This is a genomic window from Vibrio sp. MarTm2, from assembly GCF_027587055.1.
In the GTDB taxonomy this organism is placed as follows: domain Bacteria; phylum Pseudomonadota; class Gammaproteobacteria; order Enterobacterales; family Vibrionaceae; genus Vibrio; species Vibrio sinaloensis_D.
This window is the reverse complement of sequence record NZ_JAPPTK010000002.1, coordinates 1-20380: the sequence shown is the minus strand read 5'-3', so window position 1 is coordinate 20380 and position 20380 is coordinate 1. Positions and strand designations below refer to the sequence as shown.

17 protein-coding genes and 1 pseudogene are annotated in these 20380 nt (G+C 41.9%); 8 read left to right on the top strand and 10 right to left on the bottom strand.

The window, feature by feature from the left end; translation table 11 throughout:
- Positions 1–52: 52 nt before the first annotated feature.
- Genes OH458_RS04505 through OH458_RS04495 form a run of 3 tightly spaced genes read right to left on the bottom strand, consistent with a single transcriptional unit; the run spans position 53 to position 1820 of the window.
- Complete coding sequence (locus tag OH458_RS04505; RefSeq protein ID WP_269977413.1) at positions 53–403, bottom strand: hypothetical protein; 351 nt, start codon at positions 401–403, stop codon at positions 53–55.
- Between the two features lie 57 nt (positions 404–460).
- On the bottom strand, positions 461–847 hold the full coding sequence (locus OH458_RS04500) for a hypothetical protein (RefSeq protein WP_269977412.1): 387 nt from the start codon (positions 845–847) through the stop codon (positions 461–463).
- Positions 848–881: 34 nt separating this feature from the next.
- Entirely contained in the window at positions 882–1820 is a 939-nt protein-coding gene (locus tag OH458_RS04495; RefSeq protein ID WP_269977411.1) for a hypothetical protein, read from the bottom strand.
- 1047 nt (positions 1821–2867) lie between these two features.
- Here OH458_RS04495 and OH458_RS04490 point away from each other — a divergent pair.
- Entirely contained in the window at positions 2868–3488 is a 621-nt protein-coding gene (locus OH458_RS04490) for a hypothetical protein (RefSeq protein ID WP_269977410.1), read from the top strand.
- A 423-nt stretch (positions 3489–3911) separates the two neighbouring features.
- Positions 3912–5150, top strand: a complete 1239-nt coding sequence (locus tag OH458_RS04485) for an integrase domain-containing protein (RefSeq protein WP_017062794.1) — start codon at positions 3912–3914, stop codon at positions 5148–5150.
- Positions 5151–5214: 64 nt separating this feature from the next.
- Here OH458_RS04485 and OH458_RS04480 read toward each other — a convergent pair whose 3' ends face one another.
- The 7 genes from OH458_RS04480 to OH458_RS04450 form a co-directional block, all read right to left on the bottom strand.
- The gene (locus OH458_RS04480) at positions 5215–7962 is read right to left on the bottom strand and encodes a phospholipase D-like domain-containing anti-phage protein (RefSeq protein WP_269977409.1); all 2748 of its coding nucleotides are present in this window, start codon (positions 7960–7962) and stop codon (positions 5215–5217) included.
- Between the two features lie 43 nt (positions 7963–8005).
- Entirely contained in the window at positions 8006–11008 is a 3003-nt protein-coding gene (locus OH458_RS04475) for an anti-phage-associated DUF1156 domain-containing protein (RefSeq protein ID WP_269977408.1), read from the bottom strand.
- A 100-nt stretch (positions 11009–11108) separates the two neighbouring features.
- Positions 11109–12194 carry an anti-phage-associated DUF3780 domain-containing protein gene (locus tag OH458_RS04470; RefSeq protein ID WP_269977407.1) on the bottom strand — a complete coding sequence of 362 codons (1086 nt, stop codon included), beginning with the start codon at positions 12192–12194 and terminating at the stop codon, positions 11109–11111.
- A gap of 39 nt (positions 12195–12233) precedes the next feature.
- Positions 12234–15359, bottom strand: coding sequence for an anti-phage-associated DUF499 domain-containing protein (locus OH458_RS04465; RefSeq protein ID WP_269977406.1), 3126 nt, complete (start codon positions 15357–15359; stop codon positions 12234–12236).
- Positions 15356–15553 carry a ribbon-helix-helix protein, CopG family gene (locus OH458_RS04460; RefSeq protein WP_102511038.1) on the bottom strand — a complete coding sequence of 66 codons (198 nt, stop codon included), beginning with the start codon at positions 15551–15553 and terminating at the stop codon, positions 15356–15358. Before OH458_RS04460 ends, OH458_RS04465 begins: the two co-directional genes overlap by 4 nt.
- A gap of 156 nt (positions 15554–15709) precedes the next feature.
- Entirely contained in the window at positions 15710–15925 is a 216-nt protein-coding gene (locus tag OH458_RS04455; protein ID WP_081326294.1) for an AlpA family transcriptional regulator, read from the bottom strand.
- Between the two features lie 118 nt (positions 15926–16043).
- Positions 16044–16481, bottom strand: a complete 438-nt coding sequence (locus OH458_RS04450; RefSeq protein WP_269977405.1) for an RNase H family protein — start codon at positions 16479–16481, stop codon at positions 16044–16046.
- A 234-nt stretch (positions 16482–16715) separates the two neighbouring features.
- Here OH458_RS04450 and radC point away from each other — a divergent pair, with 234 nt between their 5' ends.
- The 6 genes and pseudogenes from radC to OH458_RS04420 all read left to right on the top strand — a co-directional run.
- The gene (gene radC, locus OH458_RS04445; RefSeq protein ID WP_269977404.1) at positions 16716–17192 is read left to right on the top strand and encodes a RadC family protein; all 477 of its coding nucleotides are present in this window, start codon (positions 16716–16718) and stop codon (positions 17190–17192) included.
- Positions 17189–17614 (top strand): DUF2787 family protein, encoded by a 426-nt coding sequence (locus OH458_RS04440; protein ID WP_269977403.1) that lies wholly within the window; start codon positions 17189–17191, stop codon positions 17612–17614. Before radC ends, OH458_RS04440 begins: the two co-directional genes overlap by 4 nt.
- 25 nt (positions 17615–17639) lie before the next feature.
- Positions 17640–18068 (top strand): DUF2787 family protein, encoded by a 429-nt coding sequence (locus OH458_RS04435; RefSeq protein ID WP_269977402.1) that lies wholly within the window; start codon positions 17640–17642, stop codon positions 18066–18068.
- Between the two features lie 228 nt (positions 18069–18296).
- Positions 18297–19127, top strand: a complete 831-nt coding sequence (locus tag OH458_RS04430) for a hypothetical protein (RefSeq protein WP_269977401.1) — start codon at positions 18297–18299, stop codon at positions 19125–19127.
- A 366-nt stretch (positions 19128–19493) separates the two neighbouring features.
- Positions 19494–20054, top strand: a complete 561-nt coding sequence (locus OH458_RS04425) for a tyrosine-type recombinase/integrase (RefSeq protein ID WP_269977400.1) — start codon at positions 19494–19496, stop codon at positions 20052–20054.
- A 101-nt stretch (positions 20055–20155) separates the two neighbouring features.
- A pseudogene (locus OH458_RS04420) lies at positions 20156–20380 on the top strand (lecithin retinol acyltransferase family protein); the annotation flags it as partial.

Genomic DNA, 20380 nt, shown 5'->3' with positions numbered 1-20380 from the left:
CCCCAAAAACGCAAAAAGCCCTTCACGGGCTTCTTTGCATACAAGTTTCGGTTTAGTTGCGTTTCACCCTTCTCATCATAACCTCAAAATCTGAATCGTCTATTTGATAGTCATCCCTCTCAAAGTGAAGCTGTTGCTCAATGTAATAGACATTATCCATTGAAAGCTGATCATACCAATCAAGCGTTTCTATCACACATAATCTTGCGTAATTTGGGAGTGTTAGTAGTACATTGATTTGGTTTGATACCACTAAATCTCTGACTGCCTTTCCGAGCAATTCCAAGTCATTACTTTCTAAAGAGTTAGGGATCTGCCACTGATCATAAATCTCATCGATTGACCACGTTTCTATTGCCCTTGTGATCGCCTTATTTTCTACTGCGTTACTCTGTTTTATCATTATTTTTCTCGCTTATAGTTAGTGCAGACTCCGCTGCTGTTTGTCCCCTTCTTATTCTTAGTTATGAATATCCATTAATTCACGAACTAGCACTTCTCTTAGACCGTAAAAAATGTCCGTCTTTTTACACTCAAGATATTCATCAAAACTGTCAAAACATTCATCCCCTCCGTGATAAAGGAACTCTTCTTCATCGCTCCAAATCTCAGCTTTGAGCCGAATTGTTTCAGTTTCAATAATGTGATATCTATCAATAATTTCTAAGTATTTGAGCACTTCCAAAGCCAAATACTCAAAGTCAGGCTTTTTATCCCAAATACAGCTATCAATTGTTGCCTCTAACTCTTCAATACCTGTTAGTTCATCGTGCCAAAACCAACCACCATAGCTCTCGACTGCTTTCTCTAGCTTCATTAAAATATTATTTGTATTCATTCTTTCCATCAGGTAATCCTCTTCATTTATTTTCTGTTAGTTTTCATTGTTCTAAGGTGTTCATACTGCCATTGCGATCAACGCCTCTGACGAATGTCCATCGAGAGCCACGCTTCAAGTGTTTGTACTCATCTTTCTTGTAAAAACATTCTGCTCTCAAGTTTCTAAAGTGAGGTACACGGTGCGTAACCGTTCTGCCAGTGCTATCACGCTCTTTATCAAATGAACGAACAGTTACCGCCTTATAGCTCCCTTTAGATTTGTCTTTGGGTAACTCGATTGAGGCTGATGGATAGCCAGCTTTCAACTTTTCACCATTGGTAGCGCTGTGGTACATACATAATGCAAGAGCGATTTTAGTTTGAGCTTCAAGCATCACGGTTCCGTTGTCAGCTAAGGGGTTTTTAGCATTATTTTTCAAGGTTTCCGCCAACTTATACAGGTATGCAAAGTTGCTATTAATCACACCAAAGGAGCTTTCATAGTGAACGGCAATCCCCAGCTCATCATTTTGATACTCTTTAGACAAAAAATGATTTAATGACGTATATTCCTCACCGTGTACCCTGACAAACTCTCTATTTGTCATAATGGTGACAAGGCAACTCTTCAAAGGAACACCATTAATCAACGTATTTTCAGGAAAGCTCAGAGCAAAGGACTTAAAGGGTGGGGCAACAGAAAAATCCGTTTCAAAATCGAACTTTGCTGCGTATAAGTCACTCACTAGCTTCTGACTTTCGAGAAAAATAACTGGCGATCCACTCTCACGCCAATACAACTCTTGACTTAATAATTTGAAATGCTCCCCTCCCAAACAGCTATCTTCCTTTGTCTCGCTAATAATTAACTCTCTGATAACTTGAACATACTTCGGAAAGCTCACATTTTGTTTACCAAAAAGACTTTTCAGTGCTTGTCTACCGTTTTTGCTACTTTTGAACATTTCTAGTTGATCTCGATATAGTTTTGTATATTTCATATTGTTTTCCTTCTATTTGATTATTTGTTTTCTTTAGGGTGTAAGAACCCCCGCCCAGAGAGCGTATTGTTTTAAGTTTTTGAATTAATTAACGTTCTAAGTTAGGCAATCAGAACGCTGGCTATGGAAAACGCCACAAATAGAAAGGGAATTGATGGAATTGCAGGTATGAAAATCCCTCGTAAGTGATAGACACGAACGAGTGCAAGGTAGGTTTAATTTGAATTGATGTTAATAATGACATAGCGTTTCCTCCAAAGTTAATTTGTCACCAAATCACAAAACACACAGCCTGAGATGAGTGGCGTTTTAACGAATTAGCACAGCATTTTTCAGTGATAGACACACTGAAAATCAATAAACGTCAGGATCGTGATCGCAATACACGACACCTATTTATGTTTCTCTATCGCTTAAAGCGAAGGCACATCAATCCCTAAAGATTGATCTGATAGCACAAAAGCTATCAACAACGTTTATTCACTGTTCTTTCGTCAAACACTCCTCTTCAAGTGGCACTTACAGTTATTTTGTGTAGCTACCCTCATCAACGGGGCTGCTAAGTTTTATTCGAACATTTCGTTCGTGCTATTTGGCGGCAAACAACGGAGGTGTATGTCCGTAGATAAGCCAATATAAAGCGAAAATAATTTTCACTTACGCTAAAGTGTCATTCGATGACTCTATCAATTATTCCACTTCCTTTGGAATACTTAGCGATTTTAACACTAAAAATCACGTACAACGTTTAGTGTTCTCATATCATATCAAAATTAATATCAAGATGCAAGAATTATTTTATTTTTTTCTTGACAACTAAGGGGTTTTTCACTCTCAAACCCTTTTAGAAAAAGGCATTCACTAAGATATTTTTTTTGAAAAACTCGCCGTCTCATTCAATTTTCCAAGCACTATAATATTCTCAAAACGCAAAAACACCGTAGTAGAGGGATTTTTCGCACGCTCAACTTTTACTCAATTTGACGTTTCGTTGATTTATGGATCACTGACTTAGGGTTTAAAAACCCGTTTTTAAAGGAGTGAACTATGAATAACACTACAGAATTGAACATCAACACCACAGCATTTCAGCGATTTTCTCAGAAACAGGGCGAAGCCCATTTGCTGCGAGTCGCAGCATTGAACAGAGAGAAAGAAAATACCTTAGAAAGGTTTTTGATTGAGATTGAACATCGCAGAGGTTCTAACTGGGATATGCAGCAATATTACTTATCTGAGGTAAACCCCAAATTAGCCAGAATAGGCGGAAAAATCTCAGGACAGACGAGACAGTTTAAACACACGCTTATTACTCAGATCTTGAGTCAGCTTATCAACAACCACCCTGAACTATTTAGCGCATTCTCGTCCGCTGCACTGAGTGCCTTTTCTCTGATCCTGTTAGGTGTTTGTCCGACCAAGAAATCCATACTATCGCTAATCAAACCCATTTCAGACAAAAAAAGACTCACTGAAAACGGTCAAGGTGTCGAAGATAAAGTAAAAGAACTGTTTGAACACCATCTAACAAACCAAGTTTTGATCAAAGACCTTTTTGATACGCAAATGCTCAACTACCAACAGCAAGTTCAAGCGCTTTCTGAAGAGTCCAGAGCGGCATACTTGCAGATCAAACAAGAGCTGAATAATCAAACGAAGGAGGCGTAATTCCTCCTTGGTTGTGAGGGTTAGAAAACCATTTTTTAAACCCTTATCAAGCATTCCTTTACCTGATAACCACCTCCAAACAGGGAGTTGAACTGCCGTCCGAAAAAGTGCCATTTCACACTCCCAAAAAGCCCTTCAGGTGAGCCACAAATGTGGTACACTTACCCCACAGCCAAAGATTTTTATTTTAAATAACAATCACTTGATAAATTAACTTTGGTGGGAATGACGATGTGAGCCACAGGCCAGCTCCACCAATTCTACATTTAAAGACGTTCCAGGACGTCTTTTTTTGTACCTGTAACAATGAAAAATCAACGACTTACATACCCACAAGGTTTCAAGAGATTCCACTGAATCTTTGACATTTAGGAACCAATGTAGGAACCTTTGTTTTATGTTCCTAACTTTTGGTTCCTAAAGATGCCTAGACCAACGATACCTCTTAGTGCGACGGAAGTAAAAAACGCAAAACCCAAAGAGAAAGAATACAACCTCTTTGATGGCCAAGGGCTGAAACTAAGAATTCTACCCAGTGGTTCTAAGCAATGGCAGCTTAATTACTATCGACCTATAAGTAAAAAACGTGCAAACCTCAATCTAGGGCGATATCCAGAGGTATCACTTGCTCAAGCAAGAAAGAGTGTCTTAGAGGCAAAAGCGCTGATCGCACAAGATATAGACCCTCAAGAAGACCAAAAGAAAAGACAGCGAGAGTATAAAGAAGTTCATGAGCATACCTTTGTAAAAATATCAAAGGAATGGTTTGAAATTAAGAAAGATTCGGTCACTCCAGACTACGCGACCGACATCTGGCGTTCTCTAGAACTCCATGTACTCCCCCACCTAGCCGGTACTCCAATTAAAGATATTACTGCACCATTAATCATTGAGCTTTTAAAACCAATAGAAGCCAAAGGTAGTTTAGAGACTGTCAAACGCCTTTCTCAACGCCTCAATGAAGTCATGAATTTCGCTACCAACTGTGGACTAATTCAAGCAAACCCGCTAACTGGTATCAAAGCAGCGTTCAAAAAACCAAAAAAAGAAAATATGGCAGCGCTGAAACCAGCAGAGTTACCAGAGTTGATCAAAGCCATTGCCAATGCACAAATAAAACTCACGACTCGCTGCTTATTAGAGTGGCAACTTCACACAATGACTCGCCCCTCTGAAGCGTCTGGATCTCGATGGGACGAAATTGATTTGGGAGAGGGAGTTTGGACCATTCCTGCAGAGAGAATGAAAAAAAGAAGAGAGCACCGCATCCCACTTACTGAACAAATGCTAGAGCTGCTAGAAGTGATGAAGCCGATTAGCGGACACAGAGAGTTTATTTTTCCTTCTGACCGAGATCCCAAGAAGCCATGCAATAGCCAAACGGCAAATATGGCTCTAAAACGTATGGGGTTTGCGGGAAGATTGGTTAGCCACGGTTTACGCTCGCTAGCGAGCACCACACTCAATGAACAAGGCTTTGACCGTGACTTAATCGAAGCATCATTGGCCCACGTTGATGACAACCAAGTACGTAGTGCTTACAACCGTACTGACTACCTTGAACGCCGCCGACCAATGATGAACTGGTGGAGCGGACATATAGAAGAGGCCGCCAAAGGCAGCCTCTCTGTAACTGGAACTAAGCAATTAAAAGTTATCTAGTACGACTTACCTACGCCGAGTAATTAGCCGTACTATACTGGATGGTCGAGGGGGAGTGGGTATGCTATTTATTATCACTCCACCCTGATGCCATTAACTCACTAAAGTCTCTTCTTGATAAAACGCTAGAGCAATCTCGCCAATCCTTATCCGAAGGCTCCATGGTACTTGTATAGCGAAGATCAAAACCATTGGCTTTTTTTTGCGCATCAATGTACTCATCCATTTTTTCGCCCATCGTTTCAATGTCTTCTATCCATTCATCTTTAATAGTATCTGGCAATGCACCAAACAAGTTGTAACGATCCTGCATACGCTCAGAGAGCTTGTCATACACCTTTTCATCAACAGTCTGTTCATTGACCAAATTAAGCATGTCCACTTGCTCTCGAACTTGTCCAAAGCGTTTGATCCGACCTATTCTTTGTTCCAACTTGGTTGGATTCCATGGGAGATCAACATTTATGAGTGTACCTAATGTTTGTAGATTCAAGCCTTCACAGGCCGCATCTGTAGCAACCATTATTTCTAATTGATGCTCTGAGACCATTTTCTTTAAGGTCTCACGCTCAATATTAACGCTATCACCTTTTTGGTATAGACGACTTCTCCCTGCTCCAGCATATAAACCTACAGCTTGATTTTGGTACCGCTCGGCTAAAGAGTCCGCAACCCATTTTGCAGTGTCGTAGTACTGGCTGAAAATAATAACCCCATGCTTGAGCCAGCCTTCCTGCTCCAAATAATGTAATACAGCACGTAGTTTTGGGTCTTCTTCAACACTTTCCAAACTAGCAATCATTTGTTCAAGAACCGCTATCTCTTCTGGGCTTTCCGCTTTTAGTTCAATCAACTGCTCATCACTTTCTTCTTGAACGATTCGTCCCTCAAGCAGCATTTTGGCTGTATTTAACCCGGCAACAATACTTGAACAAATACGCTGCTCCATGAGGTTTTTCATGAAGCCACCACCTTTACCGCTTTGCGAAAGCGCTTTGCCAAAATGTCGAGCTTCTGTGTAAGCCTGGCGAAACTCTTCACTAGTAATTAGCGCCTTACCCGTAAACAAACTGCCAAACTTATGCTCTTCTTTAGCTAGCTGTCTATCCGGGTGAACATGAACACCAATACGAGGAAGTAGATTTGCGTCCTCTAATGTCACACGTTTACGTAAAACGATATGACGAACAAATGGATTCTCTCGCTGGAAAAAACTAGCTCCAGCAATATCACGATCTAGCTCGTCTTCTAGGTAGTCCCTAGAGTCCTCAGATAGATCTGTTAATGGGTTTCTAATATCTGACTTTCGATTATTTAGTAGATCAAGATCTTCGCGAATGGAGCGAATCAGTTTCCGCGAATGCTTCTCGTTGCTAGAATCAACCATAGGGAGCGGTGAACGTAACAGCTCCCATGCAAAGCTAGGCGAGCTTACATGCTGCTCACCTGACAAAATAGGTAGTACCTCTTTTGGACGATGCCACTTGGCAAAATCATTCCCTAGTACAAAATTACCTACTCCTTGATGCAATATACCCATAAGGTCCCAGAGGTCTTCTGAACGAGTTTGAATGGGTGTCGCTGTGCCCAAGAGCACATGATCAGAACGTGCAGCGACATCGCGCATGAAAGCAAGTAAATTATTCGGAGTACCCGCTTCCTTTCCAAAACCTTGTCGGCTTCGTGCCTTATGTGCCTCATCAAGAATCGTAAGACCAAACCTCAAACCTAAGAGGTACTTTTTCTCTAAAGATTCTTGCATCATCAACCCTGTAGAGACTATGCCAATACGTAGAGGACACTTGGCGATAGACGATTGACCTGAAGGCGATATCACTCGCTCATTCGAATCTATCCAAGCTTTTTTTTGTGTATGCCATCTAGCACACGGAATACCTAGCTTGTCTATCATTTCTGTTTGCCACTGCTCACAGAGCGTGGCTGGTGCAAAAATAATTACGGGTTTACGCTTTTTGTTTTCTTTATCACTAAGAAGGCAAAGACTCAATGCAGCTGTCGCCATTGATAAAGTTTTACCTAACCCAACCTCATCAGCAATAAGCAAGCGTACAATGCCATGATTACGATAATGACGAATACACTCGGTAACAAAACCTTGTTGCCAGGGCCTTAGTGAAAAACCCTGCCGATAGAGCGGTGATTCAATCAATGCTGCAGGTGCTACATCATCTTCATCATCAATCTCATCAAATACGATTTCACGCCGATACCCGCGGCGCTTAACCTCACGTATTACTGCATCGGGTAACTGACGTGCGGCGTTCCACAAGTATTCAAACTCTTCTTCTATCCATGCTACCCCCTCAGGAGAGTCATCCTCCCAAAGGATCTCATAGTGCCTTTGCCAGCCACTACTTGTTTCATTCATTGAACCCATGAAGCCCAGTTTTCGGCCATCCGCACACTCGATGACTCCGGCTTTACCATGTAGAAACCCACACACACTGTCAGGTGCAACCCGAATGACTTGCCCGTGTTTAGCTAAAAAGCTATCAAGTCTTCGATAACGGTCACGATTAAGCAGAGCTTCCGTCTCTATGTCTTGCTCATTCCAACGACCAATCATCTTAGACTCTCGAAGCTGAGCTACTTTCAAGTCGTCAGGGTGAATATCCACGTTACAGACGATTTTTACGTCAGGGATCGCTTCAATGAGCTCATGAGCAACCTCAAATAAAGAACTGGTAAAGTAACCCGCTATACGTTTATAACTGCGGGCTCCTTTTAAGTGCTCAAGTAAAAAGCTGCTATCAAGCCGATGAGTTCGCGAAGAAAACCGTCTGATCGCCATGTATTATTTTCCCTCACACCATGAGTAATTCATCATATATCGCTTAATTTCCTAACGCTCGCATATTGCGTAAACGTGCACCCAACACTTCCGCAACATCTCGTGTCGCTTGCTCCGGTGCTTTGTTTTCAACGAACTTCAGCACATCAATCAAAACTGGTCGAATTTCCATAAAGTCCGGAAATTCTTCCTGAAGATGACTAATCACGGTTTGAGGTTCCGCTTCCGCTAGTAGTTGTTGTAAACCTATAATTAACTGCCCTAACCAAGTTGAACCTATCTCGTTGCTTTCTGTTAAATCACGAGAAGCAAACTCTGGGATTCGTTTCAATTGAGCTTTGTTGGCAGCCATACTTCCCATTACACGAGTGTAATCTTCAACGCGGAATGCCTTAGCAAAGTTTTGGTAGTTGTCTAGCTTGCCAGCTCCAGTGGTCTCAATATCCATCATTCTTAAGTAAAAACGTTGAATACCACTTAGTTTCTGCCATGTATCGGCACTTAATCCTTCAGGTACTAAAAGACTATTTGCAGCCTCTGCCGCTTGTTGAACGATTTCATCAACGACTGTTACTTCACCTTTAGTGCGGGGGCGTAGTGCAAATGCTGTCACGTCTTCACCACCAATATGAGTATATGACGTCAGAACTTTTAGAGCCGCGGCATAACCTGCCATCTGTAAGTCAGAATCGTTAAATACTGGCTCGCCCATCTTATCTTTCACTTCATCGTTTAGATGCATCATGGTTTCGATCTGATTTTTCACTTCAGCTCTAACTGCAGGGAGCAACCGCTGTTTGAAACCAGAATTTTCACCTGCTGGACGTTTACGTAGCATCAAAATCACGGTGCCTTGAACATAGCCACCTTTCTTTAACTCAGTGCTTGTTTCGGTTGCGATATACCAAGCGCCTACTACTTGCAGCCCAGCAGCCCAGAATATGCCAACCATATCAGACCAAACTCCGGTATCTTGGTGCGTAAACATTACACATTGCATACCATTGTCTGGCATATGATTTGCCATGGCTTTGTACGCATTAACCATACCTTTACGAAATCCGTCACCAGATCCCTTAATTGCAAGAGCTCGTCTTGAATCCCAAGTCCATTCATCAAATGGGGCTGGTGGATTTTTACGTAGCCACGCAATAAAGTACTCTGTTATTTCATGATAATTAACTGCATCGGCATAGGGCGGATCTGTAACATATATGTCATTTTCAACCTCGATTTTCTCTGCTTCATGATTTTTGATTTCAAACTTAACAGAAGGTAGAGGGCTATTGGCAAAACCAAAAGAACGACCAGCTTCGTGACTAGTAAAGCACCGGATTCCGTAGTTATAGAAAGGGTTTAGCGCTTGGTTATAAAAAACGTTATTCGTCTTTTCCCAATGAATCATCCAGTTGCAAATTCTAGAATTCCAATCCAAAGACTTAGCGTTAAATATAAAGTCTTCTGGGGTATTGTTCTTGAAGTAAAGAGCGTACATCAACAAATGACGAGCATTGAATAAGTGGTGCCAATGAGTCCAACCTCTAGTTCTTATTGGTTCATCAGTTTTATCTCCAGGTTCAATTTCCATATCTGGAACGAGCCCTTCTTGCTGCCATTTAACAATATTTTCTGAAACAATCTGATTAACCTTTTGCTCTCTTTCGATGTCTTCTTGTGATACACCAGTAAAAAACGTTACTTGTTTCGACAGATCCAAGCTTTCTTTAGTTATCCAGTGAATTGCATATAAACGTTCTTGAAAAATATCATCTTCGCGAGGAGCGAAATCTTCCTTTTCCCACTTTCTTAATCGATTCTTGTTAGTTCCATCAGAGTCTTTATAGTCGCCTCGCAAAGTTTTTACTGGTGTTCGGAAAGTTTTACCATCAAGTTCATAAACTAAGGCGCCCTCTCTTACAGTGCCTTCATTTGCTTGCTTCATCTCAGAAGCTGATACATTGCTGACAACTTCTATATCGAAACGCTTAGACTCATAGTTAGGGATCAACCTAGCTATGACATTTTTTTGTTTAGAGATCACCCAAGTAGGAGACATAGGCACAAGCCAACCTGTCTCAGGACATTTTGTTTCTAAGCAGTAAAGGTAGGCTTTTGCTCTGTTGCCATGTTCATCATGCTCTATCCCTAAAGCCGTAATTTCATCATCTACTGCCTTCGCGACTTCTTCCTGTTTTGTCTCAATTTCAACCTTTCTTTCCGGGGAGGCCCCAATAATGTTTAATGCCCCCCAAGTTAACATTAGAGCTATTGGATTGAGATCTGATGCATATACATCGCACCCTACACGAGCTGCTTCAAATGGTATTGAACCACCACCACTAAAAGTATCGGCTATTCTTGGCTTACGTCCGTACTTTAAGATACCTAGTTGCTCAACGAGAGCCTGGTGAGAGTTAGCGTTAACACCGAACTCTTGATAATGCTTATTTACTTTTGTCCAAATGTGTTGTGTTAACCAATCTTGATCAACTTCTTCCGGCCGTTTACATAGCAGTGATTTCTCTTCATAGCCATCAATCGTATCAAGATACAAAGCTAACAAATTGATTTTATCTTTTTCTTCGATATCGCGTCGCCAACGCAGTTTTAAGCCCAGCTCATCAGGGGATAGAGGAAAAATCAAAGAATCAACCTCACTAAAGCGCACATTATCTACTTTTACATTGTGAGCAAAATAATCCCACGGATTATGAAGGCTTACTTTTTCTGCTATGTCTTTAGGTTTGATTGCGTTCTGAATTAAGGCTCTTTTGGCGAGGCTCTGATTATCGAATGCCATCAGCATCTCGAAGATTTCTAAGTCTTTCTCAGTATCATTTGTTTGTGGCAACAGGCTACCAAGTACCACTGAACGTACCAAAATCAGAGGTTTACGGCCTTTCCAGTATGAACCCAGTCCTGTTAGTGTCTGACCAAGGTTCGCTTTTCTTTCTTTCTGAGCTTCAAAGGAAACTTTTTGTGCGGGAAAAGCTGCCTCAATTAACGCCGGGGCGTCTTTTAATGCTAAAGGCGTTAGTTGTGCCATTAAATTCTATCTCCAAAAAGAGCGATATATTTGAGAACGCCGCTCTATATTTATTTCGATGCATTTAAGGGGGCAGCTTTTTCGCCGCCCCGTTGCAAAATTAGTTAGTTTTTTTACCGTAGCCTAACTCTTTGAGGCTGCGTCCTTTTAAATCTCTCCATGCATCCATACCACTGCGAGGGTTGCCTGCAATCACACAAGCGGCCAAACTTGGACTTTTAAACGAGTACTCACATGTAAAGGAATAAACCTCTCCGTCCTCCACTAGAACACCTTCGTCTAAAAGCTTCTGACGTAGTTCACGAATAGCAGGTCGTAGAGACTTCGCCACGGCTACATTTGCCGTCGAGCCTTTTCCGACAACAAATTCTGGCTTACTCATGTCACCAACTGGGTGACCACCAGCTTTAGCCTTCTTGGCTTCAAATAGAAATAGTACATCCTCCGCCAATGAACTCTCTTCTTTAGGTTTAGTAACGGGCGGCAATGGAGCTTCCTCGTCTCGGACTATTAGATTTGCATTGCCAGCAGGCAACTCAGCTAAACTTTCAGCAGCCTTCCGTGAATTTTCATTAGATGGTTGTAGGTTGTCTTCAATATCAGATTGAACCAATGAGTAACTTGGTGATACTTCACGAACTTGTCTGTCTTTTTCTGGCGACTCTGTTTGTACTATGTCACCAAGCGCGTGACGCAGCGCAACACGCCAACCTACATCACGGTCATCCTTATGGCCTGTGCTCATTGCTGTCATACCAAATAACCACCAGCGCTCTTCAGGACGAAGCGCTAACCAGTTACGAACAGCGACAGAGATATTTTCAACGTCCATGCTCTCGACTGCCCAAGCAAGTACACAAAGCTCTTTACCCAGCAAACGGTCGACAACATTCTCACCGACTTTCCATGAACTTGGCTTTAAATCATAGCTTTTCAAGCGAGCATTGAACGCTCGCTGCACCTCTGCACGTATTGCAGTCCAGCAAGGACGCTCTAGAACCACACGCTCAATAACCGATAGCTCTTCGCTCTGAGCTTGCATGCCCAGATGCTCACTAATTTCAACTTTGCCGCTATTCGCTTTTGGAATGATAACTTTAAAGTGATGAGGATCGCTGGACGCTGGCACCCCAAAACCAAGCGTCGAATATTTAGGCGCATTTTGTTTTGCTGTTACCTTTGACATTTATTTCTCCTCATCACTGTTTTCTTTATACATACAGGACTATTCTTCCTGCACCACATCACCAGGGCGAAGCTCAATACCTGCTAACTTAGCAAACTCTTTTGCTTCAAAACCATTTTCAAACTCGATGCCATCTCTAACGTTAACCGTAACCGCTGCATCCGCCTCATTGAGTAGTTCTCTTAGGCTGTTCACTGTTTTTTCGATCATGGCCGCTGTAACTTGACGTTCACCAAAGCGGATACCAACAGTGTTCTCACCTTCACCAATTTCGATCCTAACTCCTTTGAATTGAGTTGAAGCCTGGTCTTTAAATCGATTGATAACGGAGAAAACCTTATCGGTAGTATCAAGTGATACACGTTTTGCACTATTGATTCGTGCTGGTTTAGTGTCGTCAATTTTTACAGTTTTATCGCCAACATGTGGTATCGAAAATTTCACCGTCTCAGATGCTTCACCTGATTTGGCGTACACTAATAACAGCTTTGCATCCGAACCGATATCGAATGGTTTGTCATAAGCTGAGCCATCCTTAGGGTTAGAGCCATCCAATGTGTAAAACATGTCAGCATTTGGTGTGCATTGCAGAGTAATTTTTCGTTTGTCTGCCAACGCCTCTACCTGATGTCTGATCTTAAGATCTGCAACCCATCGAGTAACTGCACCTGTTTCATATTTACCACTAGGATCTCTCACTAGGAAGTAAAGCGTACTTTCAGTTGTACTAAAGCTTTCACTATCTTCAACTTGTGCATCCGTTTCTAAAACCTCTGGCCTTGTTGAATAATGAATTACGGGGCTGTCACCAGCATTTCGCGGCGTTAGGCTAAGTACTGACTCTCCAGTATCTGGATGTGAACTCAGTAAAGATACGTTCACGCTGGTTTTTTCTTTAGGGAATGGTCCTTTTTCAACGTAACCATCTTCACCTTGACGCCAACGACCTTGCTTGAGCGCTTCTGCTTTTAATGTATCCATACCACCGTTACCAGGCATCCAAGGCCAACCTGGATTACACTTGGCTTTGCTTAGCACATCTTTCCACGGAGTACGTCTATTTCCAGCGCCAGAAGGCCAAAGCTCCGTCTCTGCCATTGCAAAGTACTGAGCAAAGTCGTCTTTTAGATCCGTGGCTAACTTATAGTTGGCGCGAGGATCAGCCATTAATTTATCGATTTGCACTTCGGCAGATTGATCACCATCACCGATTTTTAATCCATTATCTATGATGACATTGAGTAAACTTTCTGTACCAAAGGTTTCATCAACACCTGGATACCATATGACGTTATAAGCAGCTGAAAGTGCCTTGGTGAAACGCCCTTCGGCCTCTTCAAAACGATCACGAGCTTCCTCAAATAAAGTATCGCCTGACTTTAGACGACTTTTGATTTTCTCAATGGCATAAAGCTCACGCAAACGTTCCTCTACCGCATCGGCCATAAAACTATCTTTACCAGTTAGTACTAGAAGATTGTTTTTCTCTTGCTGGAATTCAAAGAAGTTCATTAACTCACTTGGTGGCACTTTACCATCAGGCTTTATAACAATAAGGGTACGAGGGCCACTTAGCTTGAGCTCATCCATTCGAGGCAGAATTTGAACATCTTGATAGGTATTACGAGTGTTAGGCTGCAATATTCCTTTTAGATGATTGATCAATGCTTGATCAACTTTAGGCTGTGGAACTTCCTTCGCATTTCGCTCTATCTGACGAGATAAATTTTCTGTTTCTTTGATAAAGAAACGTTCATCTTCACGGTGCAAGTACCAGGCTTGTTCACGTAGCTTATGAATAGCTTCTAAGAATTCATCGGCTTTTCGGTTTGGTGCCGCTAAAAACTCGATAATTTCGCTTTCAGATAAACCGATACGGCCACCCACTGCACGAGAAAGAGACGAAGCTAATAATAAAGTCATTAGCTGAACTGAAGCATCGTTACTTTGCTCTGCATCGATAATCTCTGAAATTGCATCACCTTTGTCTGCAATATCTCGCGTTATGGCTGGTACAAGCTTTGGAGAGATCCTCTCGATTTCGTCTTTAACTTGTTCGTCATTTAAATCGAGGTGCTGAGTACCAATAAGGAACACATCATCAATTTTCCGCTGTTCAACACTTTTCAGAAGTCGAGCAGTAAACTGCATTAAACCACGCGTTTGACGAAAGCCTTCATTTTCTTTAAACAAAGCAACTAGGTGCTTAAAAGAAGGATGGAACGGGTAAGTCTCTCGAATCTGGTCAGCAATCTGCTCAATGCTTGAAGCAATGATGTAGCCACCGTCTTCCGCTTTTTTAATTTGCTGGGCGTACTCTTCCGCAATGTCATTGATTACTTGCTCATCAGGCATTTGATCAACAAGACGCTTTTTCAAAATCTCATAGATTTCATTACCCGATAATTGCACAGGGGTAATGGTCATAGATTGGCGGCGAGTTTCTTGTTGCAGGTTAGAGATTGAGTCTGCAAGTGCTTTTGTCTGAGCCTTATAACTGCCTGAAAGGTTCGCCATAACGATACAGCAATTTGGTAGTTCTAAAGCCGCACTCATTAACGTACTTAGGCTATACACCACCATATCTGCTAACGTACCTGTACCTAAAACATGTGTACTTGCAACGTTCAAATAAGGTGGTAGCTCATCAATCATAATCAGAGTTGGTGTGTCTCCGATGATGTCTTTCCATTTCTGCTGATCGACAGGTTTAGGCCCATTAACCCAGTGCTCTTTGATTTCTTCTTCAGCACCTAGCTGTGTACAGATATCACCCCAGATATAATTACTAGGGTTGTTTCGCCCATTGAAAGCAGCAATACGCGCGTCACCAAAATCTAAGCGACTACTGAGGCTTTCAGGTAACACAGCAGGCCTTAGGTGAGCGTGTTTAGCAAGTAAGCCTAGAGCGATCATCATGTGTGTTTTACCACCACCCATCGCTTGAGTTAGTTCGAAAACAGCTTGATCCGACTTTCCTGACAACCTAAGCATACCTTCTCGGAAAAGTTGCTCCATACCGTGAGTAACGAAATTACGTGAAAAGAATTCGCTACCATCACCTTCATCTTTAATTAGATCAGCAAGGTTTTCAATCGCTTGGCTCATCTTATAATCCTGAATCACAGGATTGAAACTACATGCTTGTTTAACTGTTTTAATCATTTCTTAAGCTCCTGACGCTGATCTAATTCTTGGGCATTATCTATAGCTATACCGTTTTTCTCACAATGCTCGCGAATCATCACTTCAATCATATTGGCGATAGAGCGGTGTTCAGCTTGAGCTGCTGTGCGCAACGCTTCTTTTAAATTTGGTTCAACTCGTATGGTCAACGTTGCAGTTTTGGTAGTAGCCATTTTCGTATCCCTAAGTACCTGCAGATGTACTGCATTTTACATTCAGTATCAGAATTTACCTAGTACATAGGTACATAAATTCGAAGTCAAATTTTTTAAATTACCTTGAGCGAGAACCGTAATTGGCGCGCATATTAACTAAACGGCTACTGGACTTTAGCCACTGGTGCGGGCAGACAGAATCAACTCCATCCACTCTTCCACTTCACTTTCAATCCAAGCTACAGCCCTATCACCCAAGCTAACTGATTTAGGAAAACTCCCTTCATCCATCTTTCTGTAAATCGCTGAACGGCTAAGTGCGGTCTTTTGCATTACTTCTTTTAGTTTTAGAAATCTCATGGGACGTCCTCCTATGTTATTGGTTCCCATGGGATTACTTGGCATGTAGAAAAATACCGTTTTGTACCTTGTGGTGTTCCATGCCACCTTCAAACCCAGTAACAACAAAAAACACCTGCTGGCTATGCCAGCAAGTGATTCATTCTTATTACAATTGACGATTCGCTGCTGCAAGAGCGTATCTATAAGCGGCATCTTTTCCTGCGGAGCAAGCGGCGACTTTTCTTACCTCAACCTGCTTATCTGCACTTCGTTTATCCACTAGCTCCCAAAGAGCTTGATTAGTTACAGGCTTTTTATTTGCCTTACGCCAATTTCGACGTTTCCAGGCATCTAACCACTCATTAAAGCCTGAAACGCAGTAGTCACTGCTGCTATAAACAATGTCACCGTCTCCGGCATATTCAAGCCCAAACGCAAGTGCTGATAAATCTAGATAATGACGATCTATAATACTGTCAAAGGGCAGCCAGTCTTCATGAGCCATAGTTCCACTTGCATCGAATATAATCAGCCCAACGCCACCAACGGGACGGCCTCTTCGTTTCTCTACGATTGCTGCTTCTACATAAATTTCTTTATTCATTTTTATACTCTCCAGAGACTAAACAGCCGATACATCCTTTGCACCAGCCAATTATGTTGATTGTTCATTCGTCACTTAATTACGATTACTACATAGCAACGGCAAGTAAGTTATTTTTTACCTGTCCCTGAGAGCGATTACTTTCAATCCTCCATACCTAGCAAGCTGATTTAAAGCCCTTTCAGATATATTTCATCAGTACGCATAACCAAACAGATGATCTGAGGAGCTCTTATGCGTAACTCCAACAACCAACACGATTACCCGTTCAAAACTTCAGAGTTAAATGAACTGCTAGAACGTGCAGCCGAAGCACTGGCTGCAAAATACAAACGAGAAGGCACTTTTACTAATCCCACCAATGTGAAAGAGTTCTTAAAGCTCAAGTTAGGGGCTCACGACCGCGAAGTGTTTGCTGTGATGTTTCTTGATAACCAACATCAGTTAATAGAATTTGAAGAGTTGTTCTTTGGCACTATTGATGCTGCATCTATCTACCCGCGCGAGGTGATCAAGGCAGCGCTAAACTACAACGCCGCCGCGGTAGTTTTTGCTCACAACCACCCGTCAGGTATTGCGGAGCCCTCTCAAGCTGATAGGCGTATTACACAGAGGCTGGTGGATGCGCTAAAGCTGGTAGATATCAGAGTATTGGACCACATCGTTGTGGGTGAGGATTGTGTGTCATTTGCAGAAAAGGGGTGGGTATGAATAGATTCGCCATTTCCGGTGTTAACGAAGAACTCGTTCGTCCCATGCATTGTTTTCTCGATGCGCTAATGTCTGAAAACGTCATCCCAAGTACAGTCAAGCGGATAGCGTTAAACATACGCTCTAAAGATATGAATAGCCGTTTTCAACCAATCGAAATTCAATTAGAGCGAGCATCAAGCCAAGCACCTTGGCAACTCCGCTTTATTGCCACCTTTGATGTGATAGTCACAGGTACACCACAAAAAGAGTTATCCCTGTATTTCAACTTCGCTAGCTGCTGGTTCTATCACCCAGAAGTTAAACAGTGCAGCTTACAGCAGCCAGAAGTACAGAGCTTACTTATTAGCTGGCTCAAAGCCATTACGCACTCTCTTACCACGCAACCAGCAATTTCCATTCATATCACTTCAGTTTCTTAACTCAACTTACTTCAATAAGGTTCTTATGAATCAAGCTACTAACCTGGCTATGTTCGCGAGCAAGCGCGCTAAGCCTTCACACCAACTCACCGAGTTAATCAAACGCTCTATCGATGATATTAATTCCCAAGGTAAGGTAACTATTCGTTATCGAGACACCAGCTATCACCCAGAAAACGGTGGCTTTCATCCGGTATCTATAAAGGTTGATGTCAAAGATGGCCATATTGCTCTTATTGAGATCACTGACCTTATTTATGTTGGAGAGAATACTCATGAGCTAGTTCCTGACTTGGCTTTTGATTTTGCTAACAACGTCGCTTTCGCACGCTTTAGTGGATGGCTTGGTATGCACCTACAAGAAACCACGGAGCTGTATGAAATGTGGGAGTGTAACTTTCTGGCTTATGTAGCAATGGGGGCTTATGACTCGATAAAAGGAACCGAAGATTGAGTTGAACTTTGTAACCATACAGAAAGTGCATTCTTTATCAAAAAATTCAACGTGATGCATGGAAAACTCCATGCATAAATAGGTATAGTGCCGCCTATATAAGTATATCCGTTCAACATGACGGGCAAGTCATCACCAACGTGGATACGACTACTTTTGTTGATGATGCCGCTTCGCTTATAAAAAGGCTTAACTTAACAAATTAATTAATGACCCTAAGGATAAACAATGTCAGTAAAAAAACAGTTTCTGTTAAGTGTAACGGCTGTCGTCGCTACCGTTTCACTTTCAGGTTGTGAGGGTGATATAGAATCACTCCAAGACCAACCGTTTAGCTACATCAATATAGATAACGAAGTTATCCAATATGAACGCTCATTTACTATTGAGCAGGCTTTCAATAATCGTCAGATATGTGAGGAAGTTAACTGGGAAACTTTCGAAGATAGTCGTGAAAGAATCATCGTACAATACCAATGTGACTTTAAACAATTAACCAATGCAATTAATACTCAGGTTGAAGATGAAAGGTCTGAGAAAATCGAAACACTAACTCAAGAATACAAAAAGTTAGTTAAAGATATGGAGCTAAAACATTCTCTAGAACAACGTTTAGAAGAAACAGCCAAGATCGAAAACCTACTCAAAAAGCTTGAAGCTGAAAGACCCATCAAAGATCGCCTTGTATGGCTGGAGAATTCCGAACGAAAGATGAAAAAAGAGTTCCCTCAAGGGTTGGACCCGAGAATCGACGAGATCAACAATAAATATGCCGATATCATCTCTCCAGTTAAAATCAGCGAAATTTATCAATGGTCTACCACACCAGATGAAACCTATATATTTTCTTACAATGGCTTTAGCACAGAGATGTCGGATGGTACTCATGTTGACTGCCAAATAGACCTCTTTGACTCTCTAAAAAGTATCTACAAAGATAATAATGCAATAAGTTATATGCCATTAACCAAAACGATACTGCATTGGACTCAAAGCATTAATGGCTTGAGTAATAGTGACATTATCCACTTACGTGATTTAAAGTGTAAGCGCACATAAAATGTTCTTCAGCCTTGAGTAGTTCTCAGGGCTTTTTAATACAACAAAATTACCTTTCATCCAAAACATAATGATCTAAATCACTGATCCTTTCTCACCTGCGTACGTCTAATCTAACCTCATTCTTTACGGCTTACATAAACCACTATTCTGCAAGAGTTTAAACCTGTCATGTAACACTCCGCAAACAATTGCATTTCCAGTGACTAAGGATTCAACACAACCACCAGCACAGAGCTAAAACGAGGCTGCTTCCCATATTGTTAAAACGGGAAGCTTCCATCCCTTGCTGTATAAGGGTTCTTTAATATCGTCGGCTTTGTGCTTCCCAAAACACCCTCCTACAGACAAAAAAGGAAGCAGACTATGGCTGAGGTCCAAGCAATCAAAGACGATGACACCATACGTATGGTTGGTCATCTATTGAGTATTCGTTGTCATCCACAAATGGCCGATATATGGCATATCGGATTAAATCTGGCACTGAGGATTTCTGATTTGTTGTCGATTCGCTTTGAAGACATTAATGGCGACCGACTTATTATTCGAGAGAGTAAAACCGGAAAGCTCGCCAACATTCAGCTCAATACCAAAGCGCAGCTGCACATTGCTAGATTGAGAGAGCAACATCCCGACCACATCTACTTGTTTCAATCCCACCGATGCCAACAGTTGAAAAACAAACCACCGCAGCCAATCACGCGACGTGCTGTATCGATGGCGTTTCAGCAAGTAGGCCAAGAGCTGAATATCGCGTTAGGTACTCACTCGATGAGAAAGAGCCGAGGTTACTTTCTCTATCAATCCACAAAAGATATAGGGCGTGTCATGAAAATGCTTCGTCACACATCTGAGGGCGTCACCCTTCGATATATCGGTATCACTCAAGATGAGGTTGATAAGGACTTCGTTTCTCTTGAGCTTTAAGCATGGTCATTTACTAAGGGGGCGGGACCGCTAATCCCTTATAAACATTAAGCTCAGAGCCTTTTTGAGTTTCGTCATCACAACATTAGAGGGCAAATAACATGAATCCATATAACGCAATAGGAAGCTTTCTAGTCGGCAACTTATCGAAAAGTTTAATCCAAAATTTATTCTGGAAAACCAATCACCCAGTCAGAGGCTGCATTGTGTATTGCGATCTCGCATTTGGAACTGCTGAACATTCAGGTGTCTACGTAGGAAATGGACGTATCATCCATCGTAACGGTAACGGCCTTATCGAAGACGTATCAGTTAACCAGTTCCTG

Excerpts from the sequence above, each read along its gene's own strand:
- OH458_RS04505 (WP_269977413.1), bottom strand. The coding sequence starts at position 403 with ATGATAAAACAGAGTAACGCAGTAGAAAATAAGGCGATCACAAGGGCA.
- OH458_RS04500 (WP_269977412.1), bottom strand. The coding sequence starts at position 847 with ATGGAAAGAATGAATACAAATAATATTTTAATGAAGCTAGAGAAAGCA.
- OH458_RS04495 (WP_269977411.1), bottom strand. The coding sequence starts at position 1,820 with ATGAAATATACAAAACTATATCGAGATCAACTAGAAATGTTCAAAAGT.
- OH458_RS04490 (WP_269977410.1), top strand. The coding sequence starts at position 2,868 with ATGAATAACACTACAGAATTGAACATCAACACCACAGCATTTCAGCGA.
- OH458_RS04485 (WP_017062794.1), top strand. The coding sequence starts at position 3,912 with ATGCCTAGACCAACGATACCTCTTAGTGCGACGGAAGTAAAAAACGCA.
- OH458_RS04480 (WP_269977409.1), bottom strand. The coding sequence starts at position 7,962 with ATGGCGATCAGACGGTTTTCTTCGCGAACTCATCGGCTTGATAGCAGC.
- OH458_RS04475 (WP_269977408.1), bottom strand. The coding sequence starts at position 11,008 with ATGGCACAACTAACGCCTTTAGCATTAAAAGACGCCCCGGCGTTAATT.
- OH458_RS04470 (WP_269977407.1), bottom strand. The coding sequence starts at position 12,194 with ATGTCAAAGGTAACAGCAAAACAAAATGCGCCTAAATATTCGACGCTT.
- OH458_RS04465 (WP_269977406.1), bottom strand. The coding sequence starts at position 15,359 with ATGATTAAAACAGTTAAACAAGCATGTAGTTTCAATCCTGTGATTCAG.
- OH458_RS04460 (WP_102511038.1), bottom strand. The coding sequence starts at position 15,553 with ATGGCTACTACCAAAACTGCAACGTTGACCATACGAGTTGAACCAAAT.
- OH458_RS04455 (WP_081326294.1), bottom strand. The coding sequence starts at position 15,925 with ATGGGAACCAATAACATAGGAGGACGTCCCATGAGATTTCTAAAACTA.
- OH458_RS04450 (WP_269977405.1), bottom strand. The coding sequence starts at position 16,481 with ATGAATAAAGAAATTTATGTAGAAGCAGCAATCGTAGAGAAACGAAGA.
- radC (WP_269977404.1), top strand. The coding sequence starts at position 16,716 with ATGCGTAACTCCAACAACCAACACGATTACCCGTTCAAAACTTCAGAG.
- OH458_RS04440 (WP_269977403.1), top strand. The coding sequence starts at position 17,189 with ATGAATAGATTCGCCATTTCCGGTGTTAACGAAGAACTCGTTCGTCCC.
- OH458_RS04435 (WP_269977402.1), top strand. The coding sequence starts at position 17,640 with ATGAATCAAGCTACTAACCTGGCTATGTTCGCGAGCAAGCGCGCTAAG.
- OH458_RS04430 (WP_269977401.1), top strand. The coding sequence starts at position 18,297 with ATGTCAGTAAAAAAACAGTTTCTGTTAAGTGTAACGGCTGTCGTCGCT.
- OH458_RS04425 (WP_269977400.1), top strand. The coding sequence starts at position 19,494 with ATGGCTGAGGTCCAAGCAATCAAAGACGATGACACCATACGTATGGTT.